This window comes from Ensifer sp. LC11, from assembly GCF_001695835.1.
Lineage (GTDB): Bacteria > Pseudomonadota > Alphaproteobacteria > Rhizobiales > Rhizobiaceae > Ensifer.
The window spans coordinates 184,488-202,447 of sequence record NZ_MBSO01000034.1 but is presented as its reverse complement, the minus strand read 5'-3'; the positions used below and the strand labels follow the sequence as shown (position 1 = coordinate 202,447).

Genomic DNA, 17,960 nt, shown 5'->3' with positions numbered 1-17,960 from the left:
GGTCGACTACATCTCGAAACTACGCTCCTCGTCATTGTCGGGTGTCAGGATATCGATCAACGCTGCAACGCGTCCCGCGGGCAGGTGGCGGCCCTCACCGATCAGCGCTTCATCGTTGTTGACCCAGGCGATTGCTTCTGCAAGTTCGCCCGCCGTCGCGCCCGTCGCTAGCAACTCGGCCATCAGCGTCTCGTCGACCGGACCAAGGATGGCGGTAATATCCGCGTGCTTCAGTCCCATGAGCTTCTCCTCCCGTTTTATCGGTCAGGAATGCGGAGACCGCGGTCCCCGTACAGACTAGATAGGCCAGGGGAGATCGGCATCAAGCGCTGATCATATCATGGGAGCCTTGGGGGCGAAAAAGCGCGGAAGGGATCACTCAGGCCGAAGCGCATTGTCGAGGAAGTACCACTGGTCGAGATGCGCGCGCACGATGGGCTCGATCGCGTTGTTCAAGAGCAGCATGTCGTCCAGGAGCCTTGCATTGGGATGGTCCTCGGCCGGCAACCGGATGGGCTCGAGTGCCTGGCATTCGAAGCGGAAGCCCTCGGTGCGCAGGCCGTACCACGGACAGATCGTCGCCCCCGTCATGCGCGCTAGGCGGATCGCCAGCGCAAGGTTGCCTTCCTGATGCGGTTTGCGATCGAAGAACGGCCCGCGGATCATGCCGCCAAAACCCTCGTCGCAGAACATGCTGACGACGCCACCGCTCTTCAGGACCTTGAGCGCCGGCCGAATGCCCTCGACGCCCGGCGGCAGAAATCGCAAGCCGGCCTTGCTGCGGACCCGATTGGCGATCCAGGCCTTTGCCCGGCTCTTGGGAGGCACGTAGAAGGCGTGTGGCTGAAGGCCGAGGTTGCGGAACGCGATCGTGCCGACCTCCCAGTTGCCGAGATGCAGGCCAACGAGGATGACCGGGCCCTTGTTCGCAATCGCGCGGATCGGGGCGAGGCCATCGGTCCGCAGCCGATCATGGCGTTGCTGCAATCGGTTGACGACGGAGAATTCCGTCATCAGACGACCCTGGGCCTGACAGTTTGCGAGAAACAGCGCCTCTTGCTCCTGAGGACTGAGGTCCGGGCGCAGATGCCGGATCGTATCGCGGGCGCGTCGCGTGGCGACCTTGTGGAAACGGGGCACCACAAAGAGGCCAAGTGCTGCCCCCAGGCGCGAGCAGGTATCCATCGGCAGAAGCTTCATGCCGAAATGGGCAAGCAGGTTGGCAAGGTTCCACAGGTTGTCGATGACCCAGTAACGCCAGAACGCCTGCAGCCGATCGCCACCTGCCAGTGCGTCCGCCAGACCGGGAGCTCCCGGCTCGGCGAAAGTCCAGGCCTTGCGTTTGGTAATCGGTTGCCGCAGGTGCGGGTCAGCTGGCGCCATGTGTCGAGCTCTCCCGCTTGTGCAGGGTAACCGGAAGTCCGTCCTTCGGCCTGAGGGTCAGGCGGCAGATCGGCCCGACCGCATGGTGCTTGCGAAGGCGAACCCGGTAGCGCTGGGCAATGATTGCCAGGCAGAGAATGGCTTCCGTCAGGCCGAAATGAAGGCCTGGGCAAACGCGCGGACCGCTGGCAAAGGGAATGAAGCTGTAGGGCGTCGGACGGCGGCCTTCCGTGAAGCGCTCCGGGTGGAAATGGTGCGGGTCTTCGAAAAGGCTGGCCGTCCGATGCAGAAGCCACGGAACGATCAGGATCAGTGAGCCCGGCTCGGCGGCGATGTCACCGATCGTGTCCGCCTCACGCGTTTGTCTGGCGAGGATCGGAACCGGCGGATACAGGCGCAGCGTTTCCTCGATGACGGCCCGGCACCATTCGAGTTGCGGCACGTCGTCGATCGTCGGCGTGCGATCGCCGCAGACACGCGCGATCTCGTCGTGCACGGCTTTTTCGACCCATCCCGCTTTTGACAGCAGATACCAGGTCCAGGTGAGGGTGGCGGCTGTCGTCTCGTGGCCGGCCATGAAAATGGTCGCGGCTTCGTTGCGCAAGGCAACGACATCCAGCTTCAGTTCCGGATTTCTCTGCTGACGCCGAATGAGCAGCTCGACCATCGAATTGTGGTCGCCGCGTCCGGCAAGGTGATCCTCCACTACCTTGTCGATGATCCCGTGGATGCGCTTGACCGAGCGACGCAGGCTCGGCGTGCGCAGCACTGGCAAGCCGTCGTTGAAGCCGAGGAAGTAGCCGATGTTGATGGAATCGACCAGCGATTGGTAGCTGGTGAAACCGTCGGTGACCGCAGCCGCGCTATCGTCGCCGAGCTGGTTGCCGAACACGCTGCGCGCGATGATCTCGGCCGTCAGCCCTGCCATTTCGTGCAGGGCGTTGACCTCCGCACCATCGGGCATCTGGTTCCAGCGCTCGACGAGTTCGCTGGTCGTCTTCTCCATGACCGGGCCGAAGGCCGGTACCCTCTTGGCGTGGACAATGTCAGCAACGAGCGGCCGTCGCTGTTTCCAGGTCTCGCCGTCGGAGATGAACAGCCCGTCGCCCAGGAGAAACTCCAGCGCCCGGCGCATCTGCGGGCTCTTGCGCTCGAAGTTTTCGTGGCGCTTGACGACGACCTGGCGGATCAGGTCGGGGGAGTTGACAAGGATCACCTGCCGGCCGAGCAGCCGGATTTGCGAGACCTTTTCGGTAAAATCGCTGGCGCGCCAGATCGACATCAAATCGGTGCGTGCCTGCAGCAGGAGTCGCAACGGATTTCCCGGTGGCCCGGAGTAATAGTCAGCCCGGACGGGAGCGAACTTCCCCTCCAGCAGTTCTTCTTTGAAATTGACGGATTGCTGGAGCCAGGCGAGCATTTATGTTCGATCTGCCGTGAGAAAAGAGGGCTATCGGGTTTTTATTGAAATTTCAGCTTGTTATGTCTGCAAACGTGTATTGTTCTGCGCGCCGCAAGTTACTCGCCTTCGCTGTCGGCGGATGTTCTCGCCGCTTCAATTGGGACATGCCCGATTTTCAAGAAAAGCGCCATCGGCCCCGGGAGAAAATTTTCTCGAATGAACGATTGGCGATGGCGGCGGCGTATGACCGCTTTGGCCGCGATCCGTCTCGATAAGCTTTGCGCGCCCGGACAGGCGCGCAAAAATGTCTTCGTAATGTACTTCCTGGGCCGGCTCGCGACCGATTGAGGGTCGGGGCCAGCGCCAAGAAGGATCAATCGTTCGCCGTCACCTTGACGCCGAGCACCGAGGGGATCGTGTTTGGTGCGCCCATCGCGGCGCCCATGATCATCGGGAACGGCACGGGCTTTTCCGGCGCGGCGCTGATCGTCAGGCTCTTCGGGCCATCGAGATAGGCATTGACCGCGGCCGACACCTGGTTCTGCAGTTCCGGCACGTTGAGTTGCGCCATCATCATCGGCACCAGGCCCTTCAGCGACTGCGCCATCTGATCACCCGAGACACCCTGCTGCGAGCCGGCGTAATCGAGCGCCTTCTTGGTGATGGATGCGTCGTCGAAGCGGATTTCGGCGCTGTTGAAGGTCAGTTGCTGCATCAGGCCCATCATGGCGAGACCCATGGCCTGGTTGGCTTCTTCCTTGTTCGGGTTGGCCTCGGCAGCCTTCATCGCTTCCTGCATCGACTTGACGAAAGCGAGCGTGTAGCCGGAAATGTCGAGGGCGAAGTTCAGCCGGCCGACATTCTTGAAGTCGACGGCATATTCTTCCAGAGCAACATTGCCGCTCTCGACTTCCCAGCTGCCCTTCATCGTCAGAGCACCGTCAAGCGTGGTCAGGCCGAGCTTCTCGATCGCTTCCTTCGTCTTGGCATCTTCGACCGAGGAAAGGTCCGCCTTGATGCCGGAGGCCGTTGCGTCGAAGTCAAAGCCGGCGTCGTTCTCCTGGCGCGCCAAATTGGCTTCGGTGCTCTCGAGCGAGAACACTTCCTTGCCCTTGGAGCTGACCGCGATGGGGCCGGTGCTCGCGCTTTCATAAAGAAGAATGTCGTTGATCGTTCCGCCAGTCGCATTGGCAGGGATCGTCAGGCCAGAGAGCAGGATGTCCTTGACCGACACGCTTCCTTCGTCCTGGCTGAGATTGACATCGGGGAACGACACGGTTTCGGCGTAATAGCCGCCGCCCTCGGTTTCCTCGACGCCTTCGAAGGTCAGGTCCCCGATCTTCAGGTCCACCGCTTCGCCCGGCTGGCTTGCGACCTTGAGCTTCACCCCGGTCACCGTGACCTTGTCGCCATCGACCTCGGCCTTGTCATAGGCGATCGACGTACCGTTCGCGTTCGTCGCTGCGTCGAGCTTCTTCATCAGATCGGCGCCATCGAGCGCGAAGGCTGGGCTAGCGAGGGTGAGGAGCGCGGCGCTCGCCATCATCAGGCGGATGTTGCGCGTGTGCATCATATCGAGTTCCTTCGTGAAAATCTTAGATTGTAGCTGTTTCGAAGAATGGGGCGTCGCCAATCTGGTCTATCTCGGCAGAGGGATTTACTGCGCTCGAGCGGCAACATCCGGTGGGGCCGGCGGCATGGAATTGCCTGTTTCCGTCGGTCAGTCCGTGTCTTGCAGTCCCCCCTCGCAAATCGTCCAAATCAACTGACGCCGAAGCTAATACGAAACAGGGCGAAATTATATTCGCTTGGCGAAACGGCGCATGTTCCGGCTCGAGCATGCTTTCCGGGACGTTACCAAGCGCTCGCCACCGACGCATTGCCGCCCGACCGTTGCACGAACATTGCGCCGGGGCAAGCGGAACGGTTCCGGCCCGGTTGCTCGGCGCAATGGGTTCTCCACAAGCGCAAGCCCTGAAAACCTTGCTGTTCCGGGTCTGTTGCGCTAGCAAGAACCTATGGGACAAAGCCTCAATCCCCCGTCAGGCGGGGACGACAACATTCAGCCGGTTGACCTCAAGGCGGCGCTGGAAGAGCGCTACCTCGCCTATGCCTTGTCGACCATCATGCACCGCGCACTGCCGGACGTTCGCGACGGGCTGAAGCCCGTGCACCGACGTATCGTGCACGCGATGAGCGAGATGGGGCTCAGGCCCAATTCGTCGTTCAAGAAGTGCGCCCGCATCGTCGGCGACGTCATGGGTAAGTTCCACCCACATGGCGACGCGTCGATCTATGATGCGCTTGTGCGCCTGTCGCAGGAATTTGCGATCCGATACCCGCTGGTCGACGGTCAGGGTAACTTCGGCAACATCGATGGCGATAACGCCGCGGCGATGCGATACACCGAAGCGAAGATGACGGACGTCTGCTCGTTGCTGCTTGAGGGGATCGATCAGGACGCGGTGGATTTCCGCCCGACCTACAACGAGGAAGACCAGGAGCCCACCGTGCTCCCCGGGGCCTTCCCGAACCTGCTGGCGAACGGTGCGACCGGCATCGCCGTTGGCATGGCGACCTCGATCCCGCCGCACAACGCCCATGAGCTGTGTGACGCGGCGCTGCATCTCATCCGTCATCCGGGCGCAAGCGTTGAAGACTTGCTTTACGATCCGGCCAACCCGCAGAAGGGTGGTATCGAAGGACCCGACTTCCCGACCGGAGGCGTGATCGTCGAGAGCCGGGCAAGCATGGCTGAGTCCTACCGCACCGGCCGCGGTGGCTTCCGCGTCCGTGCGCGCTGGGCCCAGGAGGACCTCGGTCGCGGTGGCTACCAGATCGTCGTTACCGAGATTCCGTATCAGGTGCAGAAGTCGCGCCTGATCGAGAAGATCGCCGAGCTTCTGGTTGCGCGAAAATTGCCCTTGCTTGAGGACATTCGCGACGAGTCTGCGGAAGACATCCGCATCGTGCTCGTGCCGAAGAGCCGCTCGGTCGATGCCGGCATCCTGATGGAATCGCTGTTCAAGCTCACCGAGCTCGAAAGCCGCATCCCGCTCAACATGAACGTGCTGTCGCTGGGGCGCGTGCCCAGGGTCATGGCGCTCAATGAGGTGCTGTCGGAATGGCTGGCGCATCGCCGCGAGGTGCTGCAGCGCCGTTCGCGCCATCGCCTGGCCGCGATCGATCGCCGCCTCGAAATCCTCGGCGGTTATCTGGTCGCCTATCTGAACATCGATGAAGTCATTCGCATCATTCGCGAGGAAGACGAGCCGAAGTCTGTCATGATGGAGCGGTTCTCGCTCACCGACCTTCAGGCCGAATCGATCCTCAATATGCGCCTGCGCTCCTTGCGCAAGCTGGAAGAGTTCGAGATCCGCACCGAGTTCGACGCGCTCTCGAAGGAAAAAGCCGAGATCGAGGCGCTGCTCGCGTCTGACGAGAAGCAGTGGCAGACGGTCGCCTGGGAGATCGGTGAGGTCAAAAAGAAATTCGCCAAGGCGACCGAGATCGGCAAGCGCCGCAGCACCTTCGCCGACGCGCCGGAAGCTGACGTCGAAGCGATCCAGCAGGCGATGATCGAGAAGGAACCGATCACCGTCGTCATCTCGGAAAAGGGCTGGATTCGCGCTCTGAAGGGACACATCTCCGATACGTCCTCGCTCCAGTTCAAGGAGGGCGACGCGCTGAAGGTGGCGTTCCCGGCGCAGACGACCGACAAGATCCTCGTCTTCACGACCGGCGGCAAGGTCTACACGCTCGGCGGCGACAAGCTGCCGGGCGGTCGCGGCCACGGCGAGCCTCTGCGCATCATCGTCGACATGGAGAACGACCAGGACGTTTTGACGGCCTTCGTCCATGACCCGGCGCGTAAGCTTATTGTTGCCTCGGTTGCCGGCAACGGCTTTGTCGTGACCGAAAGCGATATCGTTGCCAATACCCGCAAGGGCAAGCAGGTGATGAATGTCGCTTCGGACGATGAGGCCAAGCTGGTTGTGCCGATCAAGGGCGATCACGTTGCCGTCGTCGGCGAGAACCGCAAGATGCTGGTCTTCCCGCTTGTCCAGATCCCCGAGATGGCGCGCGGTAAGGGTGTGCGGCTGCAACGCTACAAGGATGGCGGTGTCTCCGACATTCGCTGCTTCACGATCGCCGAGGGCCTTGTCTGGGAAGACAGCGCCGGCCGCGTCTTCACCAAGACCAAGGACGAACTGATCGAATGGCAGGGCGACCGCGCGTCGGCTGGCCGCGTCGTCCCGAAGGGCTTCCCGCGCAGCGGAAAGTTCAGCGGCTGATCAGGAAAAGTCAGCCGTGCGGTCGATGGATCGCGCGGCCGATGTTCCGTTTTGGCGCAGCTTCCCGGCGCTTTAAGCTATTGCAAATCCAAATGAAACGGAGCAAGAGCCGGCGCTTGTAAGCGGCGGGGCGATCATGGATCACTGCGCGTCCAATAGGATGACAGCGATGCCGAAGACCACTGCCCTTGATGATGTGCTGCTGGCGCTAGCAAGCCCGGTTCGCCGCCGGATGTTCGAGATCCTCTTTGCCGGCGAAGCGCGCGTCGCAGATATGGCTACGGCCGTTTCGGTCACAGGCGAGGACCTGGAAACACACATCGCGCTTCTCGAGACTGCCGGCCTCGTCACCCGCCTGCGGCGCCGCGATGGCGATGCCCTGACTGGCCACCCGGCGCCACTGAATGAGGCCGCAAGCTGGATCAACACCAACCGCGAGCTCTGGGCCATGCGGATCCAGATGCCGGACCCCCGTCTTGCTTCGCTTGGAAAGGACCATGCATCTGAGCGGCCCTCGGTGCACGACCGGCGCGTCGACCAGAAGCCGCGCCGTCCGCGGCCGTCCGGCCCACGCGGTGATCGTTGAGCGAGTGATCCGTTACTCGGCGCAGGGGGCGGCCGCTCGAAGCGAACGGTTGCGCATCTGCCAGAGCGAGTGACCGATCAGCGCGAAGATCAGGATCGTGCCGCCGATCAGCGTCTGCGTCGTAGGCGTTTCTGAAAAAACCAGCCAGACCCAGATCGGTGCGAGGATCGTCTCGAGCAGATAGAACATGCCCACTTCCGGTGCCGACAGGTAACGCGGCCCCGTCGCCAGGCAGAAGAAGGCAAGCGGGATCATGACGAGCCCATTGAAGAGGATGTAGCCGGGCGCCGCGATCGCGAAGCCACCGGCCGGAAGCATCAGCAGCGCAACCGCTGCCGGGAAGATCGCCGTCACCAGTGGCACCAGCGCCATGTCGCGCTTGCTGGCGCGGCTGATGGTGATCGCGCTTGCCAGCAGAAAGGCGGAGGACGCCGCCATCGCGTCACCGAAGAGATGACCGCTTTCCAGCCCATCCTGGACGATCAGTCCGACGCCGAACACCATGACCAGCATGGTCGTCAGCGTGGCGTTTGATGGTCTCTCCTTGAGGAAAATCCAGGAGAGGATGGCCGCGAACATCGAGGTGAAGGCCAGAATGAAGACCACATTCGCCGTCGAGGTGTTGAAGACGGCGAGCAGGAAAGTACAGGAATTGATGCCGTAGAAGAGGCCGACGACGAGGCCGGCCTTGCCGGGCATGAGCGAGATCTTCCGACCGAGGATCCGATTGATCACGAACCAGGCGCCGAGCGCGATGACGAAGGTCGACAGGCTGCGCACCGCCAGCAGCGACCAGACATCGCCGCCCGCCGATCGGATCAGCGGAATGTCGAAGGACAGCGCAAGGCCGCCGAGGCCGGTGATGGCAAGGCCGCGCCGGTGCATCGCAGCATCAGAGGAGGAACTCAATGTCTAACCCGTTTTCGTAGGAGCGGCTTCCAAGGTAGTGTTTCCACCTTCATAGCGTTCCCAGCCGCGGGCCATAAGGTGCTCTTGCGGCAAAAACTTTGTTTTGTACCCCATCTTCCGCGATCCCCTGACCCAATAGCCGAGATAGACATGGGGAAGGCCCCGCTCTCTGGCACGGCGAATGTGGTCGAGAATCATGAACGTGCCGAGCGAGCGGTCCTCCCGTGCGGGATCGAAAAAGGAGTAAACCATCGAAAGCCCGTCGCCCATGCGATCGGTCAGCGCGGCGGCGATCAACGGCCCGCGCGCCTTCTCGCTGATGCCGTCACCTTCGGCCCTCAGGCGATACTCGATGATCTTCGTATGCACGTGTGTATCTTCGACCATCATGGCGTAGTCGAGCACCGACATGTCGGACATGCCGCCCTTCTGGTGACGCCGGTCGAGGTAGCGGCGGAAGAGGTTGTACTGTTCGCTTGAGGGTTCAGCCGGATATTCTGCTGAGATCACGTCATGATTGGTGGCAAGCACGCGGCGCATGGAGCGGGTGGGCTTGAACTCGTTGGCGAGGATTCGCACCGAGATGCAGGCGCGACAGGTTTCGCAGGCCGGGCGATAGGCAATGTTCTGCGAGCGGCGGAATCCGCCTTGGGTCAGGAGATCGTTGAGCTCCGGCGCGCGCTCGCCCACCATGTGGGTGAAGACTTTCCGCTCCATCTCGTTCGGCAGATAAGGGCAGGCTGCCGGCGCAGTCAGGTAGAATTGTGGAGACGGTGCGGTCTGTGTGTTCATCGAGTGCGGAGGTTACTCTTCGCGCGGTTGTCCATGACGATAGCATGGCGGAAGAATGGAAAACGTCAACTCACTCGTTTGCAGCTTCCGCTTCCGCCGGCCCGTTATTTTAGCACTGCCCACAATAGGCGGCGAAGGTAAGGCAGACCGGGATTCATGCGGAATACCGCAGATGTCCTTCCTTGCGCCAATTCCGATCAATACATGTCACGGCGGACCGTGACGGTGCCGATCAGGAGATCGTGCAGCAGGCGGCTGCGATCGGTGAAGAGGCCAATCAACAGAACCAGCGGCGTCAGGAGCGCGTTGGCGATCCAGAAAATGACGAGATGAACGATCGCCGTCAGGAAGTCCATCGGGCGACCGTCGGTGCGGGCAATGGCGAGCCCCATCATGCGCATGCCCGGCGAGGCCTGTTCGCGGCCGCCGACCGTCATGCCGAAGTAGAGCATGGCGACGATCGCAAAGAGCGCCGGGTAGAGCATGAAGCCGAGGCCGAGTGTCAGGATGCCGAGGAAAAAGACGACGACCGCCGCCGGGATCCAGAGAAGCGCGATGATGGCGTAATCGAGCAGGAAGGCGAAGACGCGTCGTGACAGCACGCCCTGATAGGCGCGCCAGTCATTGCTCGGCAGCCTCAGTTCTTCGTTGTGCATGGTCATCCGTCTAAGCCTCGCTTGGTTGCATGCTGGATATGGGATGAGACGCCCTGCAAAACAAGGATCCATGGTCCGGCTGCCTTGCCGATTCTATCTGCCCTTTGCCAGGATGCGCGCCACCTCGACGGCGAAATAGCTGAGAATGCCGTCGCAACCGGCGCGCTTGAAGGCGAGCAGCGTTTCCAGCATCACCTTCTCGCCATCGATCCAGCCGTTGGCAGCGGCCGCCTTCACCTGCGAATATTCGCCGGACACCTGATAGGCGAAGACCGGCAGGCCGAAGGCCTCCTTCATCCGCCAGCAGATGTCGAGATAGGGCAGGCCTGGCTTGACCATCAGCATGTCGGCGCCTTCCTCCACATCGAGGGCGGCATCGCGGATCGCCTCGGTGCCGTTGGCCGGGTCGATGTAATAAGTCTTCTTGTCGCCCTTCAAAAGGCCGCCCGTGCCGATCGCCTCGCGATAGGGGCCATAGAAGCCGGAGGCAAATTTCGTCGCATAGGACATGATGCCGACATTCTGGTGCCCGGCGGCGTCGAGCGCCTGGCGGATCGCACCGATGCGACCATCCATCATGTCGGAGGGGGCGATGATGTCGGAGCCGGCGTCGGCCTGGGCGATGGCGGCCTTGGCGATCATCTCAACCGTCTCGTCGTTGACGATCTCGCCATTGCGCAGAATGCCGTCGTGGCCGTGGCTGGTGAAAGGATCGAGCGCCACGTCGGTGATGATCCCGATCTCGGGCACGGCTTTCTTGAAGGCACGCGTCGCCTGGTTGATCAGGTTATCGGCGGCAAGGCTGTTGGAACCGGTCTCGTCGCGCAGCGACATCTCGATATTCGGAAAGGTGGCAATCGCCGGAATGCCGAGATCGGCCGCTTCCTTGACCGCTTCCACGGCCTTGTCGATGCTCATGCGGTTGACGCCGGGCATGGCATCGATCGGCTGCACGATGTTGCTGCCCGGCACGATGAAGATCGGCCAGATCAGGTCGTCGACCGTCAGGCGGTTTTCCTGCACCAGCCGCCGCGTCCAGTCGGCCTTGCGGTTGCGGCGCATGCGGCGGTGGCCGGTGATCCTGTCCACAAGATTTGTCCTGTCGTTCATCGCGCCGCGCCTTTCCGCTGATATCGTCTATGGCCATGCGCTTTATCATGGCGCGCCCGCGCTTGGAAACTGCGCGCCCGGCGGCCAGCCTGCGGCATTTCTTCTCTTCAAGCGCATTGGCAGGGGAAGGGGTGCCGCGATCCCGCTGGCGGATGACGAAGACCCGCCCTATCTTGCCGGCCATGCTTCCTGATTCTGCCCACGTGCCGAAACCGTCGCTGACCGAAATCCTCTTCGGTCTCTTCCTGCGTCTGGTCTCCGCCTCGTGCATCTGGTTCGCGCTCAACTACTGGGCCATGCTCATCGGCTTTTCCCATGGCGGCGCCGGTCGGTTCGATTTGCTGACGCCGGAATGGCGCGCGGCCGCAACCGCGCTTGCCGTCGTCTATCCGGTGGCGGCTCTTGGCCTCTGGTTGCTTGTCTCCTGGGGGCCGGTGGTCTGGGTGGTCGCGGCGGCGATCGAGATCGCCATGCACGAGTTCTACCCGGCCAGTTTCGGCGCTCGTCCGTTGCTGGTCGTCCTGCATGCGGCCGTCGCCGTCACCTTCGTGCTTTTCCGCGCTGCACTCTTCTATCAGCGCTGGCGGCTGGCCAAGCAGGTAAGAGTTGATTCACCCTGAGACAGGGTCGCCAAATGGCAAGCTCTTGTTAAGGCTGCGGTTTAAGTAGAATTTTAGACGTATTCGATAGGGTCTCACTCAAGGCGGGAAGACAAACAGACACCGCCAAACAAAACAGTGAGGCAGTCAAATGAACACCAAGATGAAGCCGCAGGCGGCTCAGCCGCGAGACCCCCAGGAAGAAACCATCCGCGGTCTCTATATGGAATCCCTCCACCTCGTCGAGCGCCTGCACCGCCGTCTGCTCGACGTCATCAAGGACGAATTCGACCGCGAAGGCCGCAGCGACGTCAACGCCGTCCAGGCCCTGTTGCTCTTCAATATCGGCAACTCGGAACTGACCGCCGGCGAGCTTCGTTCCCGCGGTTACTACCTCGGCTCGAACGTCTCCTACAACGTCAAGAAACTCGTAGACCTCGGCCTGATCAACCACCAGCGCTCCCGCGTCGACCGTCGTTCGGTCCGCATCAGCCTGACGGAAGACGGCCAGGACATCGCTGAAACCGTCGCCAAGCTCTACGAGCGCCACATCGGCTCGATCCAGAAGGTCGGCGGCATCGGTTCGGACGAGTTCACCCAAATGAACAAGCTCCTGCAGCGCCTCGACCGCTTCTGGAACGACTCGATCATGTACCGCCTCTGATCCAGGCAAAAACCTCCAGTCAAGGGTCGGGCGCAATCCCTGCGTGTCCGGCCTTTGCCGTTTGTCGGTCCTTTCGCTGTTGCCGAAAAGCCGCACTGTTTCCCCGCGCCAATCGTTTGTCCGGTTGGCTTTCGAAGCGAGAAGTTACAAAGAATCAGAATGTTGCGACCTGCAGTCTGGCGCGGCACCTATCGCCGGAAGCGAAAAGCAAAAGGCGTGCCATTCCTCCCGTCGAACGCTCCGAGACACGAATTGGCCATATTGCTGTGACAGCGACGACGACATGCGGTAGGTGCGGCCACGCGTGTTTTTCAGTGTGGATTCGTTTCGCGTTTCGCCTGCCGAAAGAGGGTCCTCACTCGTGGTATCGTGAAATCATGTGAGGGCAGGGTGGCTCGTTGGTTGACCTTTGTTAACCACGATCGTGTTAGGGCTGCGGCAACGTGCGTGCCAGCGCATAGGGCGCGTGCCAACGCATTGGGATGGTAGGAATATGTCGAAAAAGAATGGAATTGATGCATTCTCGCGCCGCGCCTTTCTGCGCTCGGCTGCGACCTTCGGCGCCGTGGCAGTCGCCGGTGCCGCAAGCGCACAGGACGCCCTGAACGAGATCATCAATTCGCCGCGCCGTGGTTCCTGGGACGATCAGTATGACGCCAAGGCCTCGCGGACCGCGACGGCGGTTGTCTCCAACACGCCGGTCTTCGGCCCGGAGACGATCGCGCACGTCCAGCAGGCGATCTTCGACTACCAGAACATCGTGTCGCAAGGCGGCTGGCCGATGGTCCAGACCAGCGTCAAGCTCGAGCTTGGTGTGACCGACCCCTCGGTGCAGCAGCTTCGCCAGCGTCTGATGGTCTCCGGCGACCTGCCGCAGTCGGCCGGCGTTTCCTCGTCTTTCGATTCCTATGTCGAGGGTGCGGTCAAGCGCTTCCAGGCGCGCCACGGCCTGCCGGCCGATGGCGTCATCGGCGAATACACGCTGAAGGCGATCAATGTCGACGCCAACACCCGTCTCGGCCAGCTTCAGACCAACCTTGTTCGTTTGCAGTCGATGTCCGGCGATCTCGGCCGTCGCTATGTGATGGTCAACATCCCGGCCGCATACATCGAGGCCGTGGAGAACGGCCGCGTGGCTCTGCGCCACACGGCAATCGTCGGCAAGATCGATCGTCAGTCGCCGATCCTCAACTCGAAGATCTACGAGGTCATCCTCAACCCCTATTGGACTGCGCCGCGCTCGATCATCCAGAAGGATATCATGCCGCTGATGCGCAAGGATCCGACCTATCTGGCGCGCAACTCGATCCGCCTGTTCGATGGCAACGGCGGCGAAGTGTCTCCGGAAACCGTCGACTGGAACGCGGAGAAGGCGCCGAACCTGATGTTCCGTCAGGACCCGGGCAAGATCAACGCGATGTCGTCGACGAAGATCAACTTCCACAACGAGCATCAGGTCTACATGCACGACACGCCCCAGCAGGGCCTGTTCAACAAGCTGATGCGTTTCGAGTCTTCCGGCTGCGTTCGCGTGCAGAACGTGCGCGATCTGTCGACGTGGTTGCTTAAGGATACGGCCGGCTGGTCGCGCCAGCAGATCGAGGCGACCATCAAGACCGGCGTCAACACGCCGATCACGCTCGCCGAGGAAGTTCCCGTGTTCTTCACCTACATTACCGCCTGGTCCGCAAAGGATGGCGTGGTGCAGTTCCGCGACGATATCTACCAGCGCGACGGTGCCACCGAGCTGGCACTCCAGTCGCCTTATGGCGTCGAGCAACCGGTTGGTTCGGTCGAGCAGGACGCCCTGCCGCAATAAGCAAATTTGCGACACGAGATTGATGAGCCGCGCTTTCCCCGAGAGCGCGGCTTTTTCGTGGGCGGAGCCCGCGATATTTCGGCGCGACAGATGGGGGAAATGACGCAAACCGCACAGCGGATATTGCTCTCGTCGTGCGAGGAAGCTAAAGAACTGCCACCCTTGAGAGGAGCCTCGCGCCGATGCCTGAACAGACCAATGACGCCTTCTTCACCCGCTCTCTGGCCGACAGCGATCCGGACATCTTTGGTGCGATCGAGAAGGAGCTGGGTCGTCAGCGCCACGAGATCGAGCTGATCGCCTCCGAGAACATCGTTTCCCGCGCCGTGCTCGAAGCCCAGGGCTCGATCATGACCAACAAGTATGCCGAGGGTTATCCCGGCAAGCGCTATTACGGCGGCTGCCAGTTCGTCGACATCGCCGAGGAATTGGCGATCGAACGCGCCAAGAAGCTCTTCGGCGTCAACTTCGCCAACGTTCAGCCGAACTCCGGTTCGCAGATGAACCAGGCGGTGTTCCTGGCGCTCCTGCAGCCGGGCGACACCTTCATGGGGCTCGACCTCAACTCGGGCGGTCACCTGACGCACGGCTCGCCGGTCAACATGTCCGGCAAGTGGTTCAACGTCGTGTCCTACGGCGTGCGTGAAGACGATCACCTGCTCGACATGGACGACGTGGCCGAAAAGGCGCGCAAGCACAAGCCGAAGCTGATCATCGCCGGCGGCACCGCCTATTCGCGCATCTGGGACTGGAAGCGCTTCCGCGAGATCGCCGACGAAATCGGCGCCTGGCTGATGGTCGACATGGCCCACATCGCCGGTCTCGTTGCCGGTGGCCAGCATCCGTCGCCGTTCCCGCATTGCCACGTCGCCACCACGACGACGCACAAGTCGCTGCGCGGCCCGCGCGGCGGCATGGTTCTCACCAACGACGAGGACGTCGCCAAGAAGATCAACTCGGCGGTCTTCCCGGGCCTCCAGGGCGGCCCGCTGATGCACGTCATCGCCGCCAAGGCTGTCGCTCTCGGCGAAGCGCTGCACCCGTCGTTCAAGGACTACGCGGCCCAGATCGTCAAGAACGCCCGCACGCTCTCCGACACGCTGAAGGCCAACGGCCTCGACATCGTATCGGGCGGCACCGACAACCACCTGATGCTCGTCGACCTGCGCAAGAAGAACGCAACCGGCAAGCGCGCCGAAGCCGCACTTGGCCGTGCCTTCATCACCTGCAACAAGAACGGCATTCCGTTCGATCCCGAGAAGCCGTTCGTGACTTCTGGCGTCCGCCTCGGCACGCCTGCCGGCACGACCCGCGGCTTCAAGGAAGCCGAGTTCAAGGAGATCGGCGAGCTGATCGTCGAGGTTCTTGATGGTCTGAAGGTCGCCAACTCCGACGAAGGCAATGCGGCCGTCGAAGCCGGCGTTCGCGAAAAGGTCGTCAAGCTGACCGACCGTTTCCCGATGTACGGCTACATGTGATCGGTCGCTCATGCGCTGCCCCTATTGCGGTTCTGAAGACAGTCAGGTGAAGGATTCCCGTCCTGCAGAGGACGGGAACGCCATTCGCCGCCGCCGGATTTGTCCGGATTGCGGAGGTCGTTTCACGACCTTCGAACGGGTGCAGTTGCGTGAACTGATGATCATCAAGAAGACCGGTCGGAAGGTTCCTTTCGACCGGGACAAGCTCTTGCGCTCCTTTGAGATCGCACTCAGGAAGCGCCCGGTCGATCGCGACCGCATCGAGCGGGCGGTCTCCGGCATCGTCCGCAGGCTGGAAAGCTCCGGTGAAACGGAGATCCCATCGGAAGAAATCGGCCTCCAGGTGCTGGAAGCGCTGAAGAGCCTCGATGACGTGGCGTTCGTGCGCTACGCTTCGGTTTACCGCGACTTCTCGCATGCCGAGGATTTCGAGAAGGTCATTACCGAGATCAGCGCCAAGATCGCGCGCGATCCCGGCGAGTAGACAACACGCTGGAAAGAGCCATGACAGCGCCCAACCGTGAAGACGAAAGGTTCATGGCCGCGGCGCTGAGGCTGGCGCGGCACCATCTCGGCCAGACATCCACCAACCCTTCGGTCGCTTGCCTGATTGTCAAGGACGGCGTCATCGTCGGTCGTGCCGTGACAGCGCGAAGCGGCCGGCCGCATGCCGAAACCCAGGCGCTCGCCGAGGCCGGCGAGAAGGCGAGGGGCGCGACGGCCTATGTGACGCTGGAACCCTGTTCGCATCATGGCAAGACGCCGCCTTGCGCCGATGCGCTGGTCGCCTCCGGCGTTGCCCGCGTTGTAATCTCGATCCTCGATCCGGATGAGCGTGTCGCCGGACGTGGCGTCGTGCGCCTGCGCGATGCCGGCATCACCGTCGATATCGGCGTTCTGGCTGAAGAAGGCCACCACGCGCTCGAAGCCTATCTCATGCGCCAGGTAAGCCGGCGCTCCTATGTGACTCTCAAGCTTGCGGTTTCTGCCGACGGCATGATCGGCCGCAAGGGGGAGGGGCAGGTGCGCATCACGGGTCCGATCTCGCGTGGGCAGGTACAGATGCTGCGGTCTGAAACAGACGCGATCCTGGTCGGGATCGGCACCGCGACGGCCGATGATCCGGAGCTGACGGTGCGCCTGCCGGGCCTCGAAGGGCGCTCGCCGGTGCGCATCGTTCTTGATCGCCGTCTCGATCTGCCGCTGACGTCGAAGCTGGTGCGGACGGCGCGAGACGTGCCGGTGATCGTGGTTTCCGGCGGTGGATCGGGCGAGATGGAGGCCGGTGCAGACGACAGTGTGGCCGCCCGCAAGGCCGCCCTGGAGGCCGCCGGGGTCGAGGTACTCGAAGCCGGCTCGATCGCTGATCTCCTGGTCGCACTTGCCTCGCGCGGCATCTCCTCCCTCATGGTCGAAGGCGGGGCAGTCGCGGCCCGTGCCTTCCTCGACGCAGGTCTCATCGACCGCATCCAGCTCTACACGGGGCCCGTGACGATTGGCGAAAACGGTATTGCATCCCCATTTGACCGGAAGTCCGTACCATCAGGCTTCGCACGTGTTGCCGAAGCGCGTTACGGCGACGATCTGTTCGAGGAATACGAAAGAGAGAACTGATGTTCACAGGCATTGTTACCGACATTGGCACGATCGATTCCGTGACCCCGCTGAAGGAAGGCATCAAGCTGCGTGTCGCCACGAGTTACGATCCAAAGACAATCGACATGGGCGCCTCCATTGCCCATTCGGGGGTGTGTCTGACGGTGACTGCTTTGCCGGACCAGGGCAGCATTGAGCGCTGGTTCGAGGTCGAGGCCTGGGAAGAAGCGTTGCGCCTGACGACGATTGCGACCTGGAAGAAAGGCTCGCGAATCAATCTCGAGCGGTCGCTGAAGATCGGCGATGAACTCGGTGGCCACTTGGTGTCGGGCCATGTCGATGACAGGGCCGAGATCCTCTCGATAGAGCCGGAAGGCGATGCCGTGCGCTTTCGCCTGCGAGCGCCGGAGCATCTGGCAAAATTTGTCGCGCCCAAGGGGTCGGTCGCCCTCGACGGCACGTCATTGACCGTCAACAAGGTCGATGGCGCTGAATTCGACGTGCTCCTGATCCGCCATTCGCTGGAGGTCACCACTTGGGGTGAACGCAAGGCAGGCGATTTCGTGAACTTCGAGGTTGACACCATGGCCCGCTACGCGGCTCGCCTCGCCGAGTTCCCGGCGCCGAAACCTGAGTAGAGCTTCCGTCGCGCAACTCTGAAACGTGAACCG

General features: G+C 62.0%; 17 protein-coding genes and 1 pseudogene. 10 read left to right on the top strand and 8 right to left on the bottom strand.

The window, feature by feature from the left end; all coding sequences use genetic code 11:
• Positions 1 to 6: 6 nt before the first annotated feature.
• From BBX50_RS22245 to BBX50_RS22230, 4 genes are all read right to left on the bottom strand, one after another.
• Positions 7 to 240, bottom strand: a complete 234-nt coding sequence (locus tag BBX50_RS22245; RefSeq protein WP_065777483.1) for a hypothetical protein — start codon at positions 238 to 240, stop codon at positions 7 to 9.
• Between the two features lie 135 nt (positions 241 to 375).
• Positions 376 to 1,383 carry a hypothetical protein gene (locus tag BBX50_RS22240; protein ID WP_083213763.1) on the bottom strand — a complete coding sequence of 336 codons (1,008 nt, stop codon included), beginning with the start codon at positions 1,381 to 1,383 and terminating at the stop codon, positions 376 to 378.
• On the bottom strand, positions 1,370 to 2,698 hold the full coding sequence (locus tag BBX50_RS22235; protein ID WP_244513092.1) for a cytochrome P450: 1,329 nt from the start codon (positions 2,696 to 2,698) through the stop codon (positions 1,370 to 1,372). Before BBX50_RS22235 ends, BBX50_RS22240 begins: the two co-directional genes overlap by 14 nt.
• A 460-nt stretch (positions 2,699 to 3,158) precedes the next feature.
• Positions 3,159 to 4,358: a hypothetical protein gene (locus tag BBX50_RS22230; RefSeq protein ID WP_065777481.1), complete on the bottom strand. Its 1,200-nt coding sequence runs from the start codon at positions 4,356 to 4,358 to the stop codon at positions 3,159 to 3,161.
• A gap of 445 nt (positions 4,359 to 4,803) precedes the next feature.
• On the opposite strand from BBX50_RS22230, the gene parC reads away from it, so the two are divergent.
• Positions 4,804 to 7,080: a DNA topoisomerase IV subunit A gene (gene parC / locus BBX50_RS22225; protein ID WP_065777480.1), complete on the top strand. Its 2,277-nt coding sequence runs from the start codon at positions 4,804 to 4,806 to the stop codon at positions 7,078 to 7,080.
• Positions 7,081 to 7,240: 160 nt separating this feature from the next.
• Positions 7,241 to 7,543 (top strand): annotated as a pseudogene (locus tag BBX50_RS22220) (transcriptional regulator); the annotation flags it as partial.
• Between the two features lie 135 nt (positions 7,544 to 7,678).
• Here BBX50_RS22220 and BBX50_RS22215 read toward each other — a convergent pair.
• The 4 genes from BBX50_RS22215 to hemB all read right to left on the bottom strand — a co-directional run bounded on the left by BBX50_RS22215 (position 7,679) and on the right by hemB (position 11,133).
• Complete coding sequence (locus BBX50_RS22215; protein WP_065777478.1) at positions 7,679 to 8,575, bottom strand: DMT family transporter; 897 nt, start codon at positions 8,573 to 8,575, stop codon at positions 7,679 to 7,681.
• Between the two features lie 3 nt (positions 8,576 to 8,578).
• The gene (locus BBX50_RS22210; RefSeq protein WP_065777477.1) at positions 8,579 to 9,367 is read right to left on the bottom strand and encodes an arginyltransferase; all 789 of its coding nucleotides are present in this window, start codon (positions 9,365 to 9,367) and stop codon (positions 8,579 to 8,581) included.
• A gap of 197 nt (positions 9,368 to 9,564) precedes the next feature.
• Entirely contained in the window at positions 9,565 to 10,029 is a 465-nt protein-coding gene (locus BBX50_RS22205) for an RDD family protein (RefSeq protein ID WP_065777476.1), read from the bottom strand.
• Positions 10,030 to 10,116: 87 nt separating this feature from the next.
• Positions 10,117 to 11,133 carry a porphobilinogen synthase gene (gene hemB / locus BBX50_RS22200; RefSeq protein ID WP_065777475.1) on the bottom strand — a complete coding sequence of 339 codons (1,017 nt, stop codon included), beginning with the start codon at positions 11,131 to 11,133 and terminating at the stop codon, positions 10,117 to 10,119.
• Between hemB and BBX50_RS30575 the strand changes: the two genes are divergently transcribed.
• From BBX50_RS30575 to BBX50_RS22165, 8 genes are all read left to right on the top strand, one after another.
• Entirely contained in the window at positions 11,099 to 11,326 is a 228-nt protein-coding gene (locus tag BBX50_RS30575; protein ID WP_162493757.1) for a hypothetical protein, read from the top strand. The genes hemB and BBX50_RS30575 overlap by 35 nt on opposite strands.
• A complete protein-coding gene (locus BBX50_RS22195; protein ID WP_065777541.1) occupies positions 11,316 to 11,753 on the top strand; it encodes a DUF6163 family protein in 438 nt (145 codons plus the stop codon). The genes BBX50_RS30575 and BBX50_RS22195 overlap by 11 nt, the downstream gene beginning before the upstream one ends.
• 130 nt (positions 11,754 to 11,883) lie before the next feature.
• Positions 11,884 to 12,396 (top strand): MarR family winged helix-turn-helix transcriptional regulator, encoded by a 513-nt coding sequence (locus tag BBX50_RS22190; protein ID WP_065777474.1) that lies wholly within the window; start codon positions 11,884 to 11,886, stop codon positions 12,394 to 12,396.
• A 493-nt stretch (positions 12,397 to 12,889) separates the two neighbouring features.
• A complete protein-coding gene (locus tag BBX50_RS22185; protein ID WP_065777473.1) occupies positions 12,890 to 14,215 on the top strand; it encodes a murein L,D-transpeptidase in 1,326 nt (441 codons plus the stop codon).
• Positions 14,216 to 14,397: 182 nt separating this feature from the next.
• Positions 14,398 to 15,693 carry a serine hydroxymethyltransferase gene (gene glyA, locus BBX50_RS22180; protein ID WP_065777472.1) on the top strand — a complete coding sequence of 432 codons (1,296 nt, stop codon included), beginning with the start codon at positions 14,398 to 14,400 and terminating at the stop codon, positions 15,691 to 15,693.
• Between the two features lie 10 nt (positions 15,694 to 15,703).
• Positions 15,704 to 16,177, top strand: coding sequence for a transcriptional regulator NrdR (nrdR, locus tag BBX50_RS22175; protein WP_034803756.1), 474 nt, complete (start codon positions 15,704 to 15,706; stop codon positions 16,175 to 16,177).
• A gap of 20 nt (positions 16,178 to 16,197) precedes the next feature.
• Positions 16,198 to 17,307, top strand: coding sequence for a bifunctional diaminohydroxyphosphoribosylaminopyrimidine deaminase/5-amino-6-(5-phosphoribosylamino)uracil reductase RibD (gene ribD, locus BBX50_RS22170; protein WP_065777471.1), 1,110 nt, complete (start codon positions 16,198 to 16,200; stop codon positions 17,305 to 17,307).
• A complete protein-coding gene (locus BBX50_RS22165) occupies positions 17,307 to 17,927 on the top strand; it encodes a riboflavin synthase (RefSeq protein WP_065777470.1) in 621 nt (206 codons plus the stop codon). Before ribD ends, BBX50_RS22165 begins: the two co-directional genes overlap by 1 nt.
• Positions 17,928 to 17,960: the final 33 nt, after the last annotated feature.